The sequence below is a fragment of the Mesorhizobium sp. M7A.F.Ca.CA.003.01.2.1 genome (assembly GCF_003998945.1).
Taxonomy (GTDB): domain Bacteria; phylum Pseudomonadota; class Alphaproteobacteria; order Rhizobiales; family Rhizobiaceae; genus Mesorhizobium; species Mesorhizobium ciceri.
In genome coordinates, this window is sequence record NZ_RZRA01000808.1 from 1 (window position 1) to 2,666 (window position 2,666).

At 61.9% G+C, this 2,666-nt stretch carries 1 protein-coding gene and 1 pseudogene; one reads left to right on the plus strand and one right to left on the minus strand.

Annotated elements, in window-relative coordinates:
* Positions 1 to 97: 97 nt before the first annotated feature.
* Entirely contained in the window at positions 98 to 466 is a 369-nt protein-coding gene (locus EN969_RS25875) for an Hpt domain-containing protein (protein WP_023813039.1), read from the minus strand.
* Positions 467 to 738: 272 nt separating this feature from the next.
* Between EN969_RS25875 and EN969_RS25880 the strand changes: the two are divergent.
* A pseudogene (locus tag EN969_RS25880) lies at positions 739 to 2,666 on the plus strand (kinesin); the annotation flags it as partial.

Consider the following 2,666-nt stretch of genomic DNA (forward strand, 5'->3'; position numbering starts at 1 on the left):
GAGTTGCAGCCGAGATAATCACTCCGGCTGACAAGTCAACTGCCGCATGAAAGCGCCGCCCGATGACGTTTTTCCGCAAATCGGATTCGGCGCGGATTCAGCGGTTGATGGCGGCGATGAAATCGCGCACTTCGTCGATCAGCGTACCAAGCCGCTTGAGCGTCTGGCCGTCTTCCGGCCGGTGCTCGATCTCGGTGGCGCAATCGGCGATGGCAAAGGCGCCCACGCCCCGTGCCGAACCCTTTAATCCATGGGCGAGCAGAAGCCGGTCCTTGATATCGGCGTCGACTATTCTGTCACGCACGGACAGCGCCTGCTGTACAAATAGCGCCAGAACCTCTTGCTCAAGGCTGCGGTCACCCATTGTCTGGCGGGCAAGGTGTGCCAAATCGACCGGCCGTGACCGTCTTGGTCCGGATACATCTCCCCCGGGCATTGAGAAGGCGATGCCGCTTTCGCCACGCATGAACTCGAACTCCGTTTCTTCGACTCGCCCAAAAACCTAGGCGAATCCAATGGACAACGGGTTAATGAATGGCCCGGAAAAATGTTGCCAAAGCGGCGTCCAAATCACAGTTCCGTTAACCTTATATTTAAAGTTTTACGTATCCCGCGGAATGCATGTTTTCTTTACCCCCCTGTGTCATTACGATACGAGGGGTCCATTTTCAGCCTCCTGCGCGGGGCAAGACAAACAGAATTATAAGCCCGCGGCAGCTAGTACAGGGTAGCGAAGGCATGGCAAAGAAACCGACGACGAGAACTCTCGACAGCGAAGTGGCCAGGGAACTGGAAAAGGCGCTCGATCTCGACCTCAGCAATGAGATCGGCAGCGGCGACCTCGATATCGCGGCTTCGATGGAGGATCTTGAAGCGCAGATATCCCAGGCGGCCGACGAGCTGGCGCGCGAGGGACGCAATCATAAGCCGGAACAGAACCCGGAGCCGGTGGTCAACCAAAACCAGGCCGCGAAACCCGCGCCCAAGGCCAAACCTGCCGAATTGCGCCCCGTGGAACCGCGCAATGGCGCCCAGCCCGCAGGTTTCGCGCCGGCCAATGACGATCGCCAGAAGGATTACAAGACGCTCCTGCACAGCCTCAACAGGCGTGCCTCGAACACCATTTACTGGGTCGTCGCCTTCGTTTCGCTCGCCTGGTTCGCCGGTGCCGGTGGTTTGGCCAATCTGCTTTTCGGACCGAGCATCTGGAGAATCCGCACGCTCGACCAGTTCCTTGCCCGTCCGGAACTGATCGGCCTCGCCGTCGCGGCCATCGTGCCCGTCATCCTGTTCTGGGCCTTCGCCGCCATGATTCGCCGCGCCCAGGAAATGCGCATCGCCGCACAGTCGATGACCGAAGTGGCCTTCCGCCTGACCGAGCCGGAAAACCTTGCCCAGGATCGCGTCATGATGATCGGCCAGGCCGTTCGTCGCGAGGTCGCGGCGATGGGCGAAGGCATCGAACGCACGCTTGCCCGCGCCGTCGAACTGGAAACGCTTGTCCACAGCGAAGTCAACCAGATCGAACGCTCCTATTCCGAGAATGAATCCCGCATCCGTTCGCTGGTCGACGGCCTCGGCAGCGAGCGCGAAGCCGTCGTCACCCATGCCGAGCGCGTCCGCGCCTCGATTACCGGCGCGCATGAGACGCTGAAGGACGAGATCGGCGCGGCTTCCGACATCATTCGCGACTCGATCCTCAATGCATCGACCAAATTGTCGATGACGATCACCAATTCCGGCGACACGCTGATCGACCGCATCAACGAAAGCTCGATGTCGATCTTCGATTCCGTCGAAGGCCGGCTCGATTCGATCACCGACCGTCTGTCGACCTCGGGCGAGGCCTTCGCCAGCCTTCTCGACACCCGCATTGCCAAGCTGACGGACACCACGGACGGACTGACGCGGTCGTTGACCGATCTGCTCGACGATCGCACCACCGGCATGGTGTCGCTGCTAGGCGGCGCCGCGCGCACCCTCAATTCCGAATTCGAGGCCAGCCTCAACGGCATCGAGCGCACGCTCGCCGAACGCGGCCAGGCGCTGATCAGCGAGTTCCAGACCCGCGCCGAGGCGCTCGACACCGGAACGCAGAAGCTCAATGCGGCACTCGAGGCCCGCGCCCGCCAGATCAATGAAACGCTGGTCGAGCGCGCCCGCGAAATCGCGCACACCTTCGCCGAGAGCAAGGACACGCTGTCGGCGATGATCGATCAGGGCAAGACCCAGATCGGCGCCGACATGGCCGACATCGTCACTTCGACCTCCTCTATGCTCGAAGCCCGCGCCAGCGACTTCGCCGGACGCATGGAAGCCGCCCGTCACGTCGTGTCGCGTTCGTTCGACAGTGACATCCAGCGGCTCGCCGACGCCCGCGTCGGCATCGAGGAAGCTGTCGAGAACCACAGCAGGAAACTGTCCGAAAGCCGCGAGCGCATGGCCGCGGCCATGGAGGCCGACCTGGCGAAGTTCGCCGAGGGCCGCGCCGGCATCGATGCGGCAGTAACCAACCAGGCGCAGAAGCTGGCCGAAGGCCGCAGCCTGATCTCGCGCGCTCTCGAAGAGGATCTGCGCAAGGTCAATGAATCGCGGGCGGCCATCGATGCATCGCTCGGCAGCCATCTCGAAAGGCTGGAAGAAGGTCGCAACAGGCTCTCTATTGC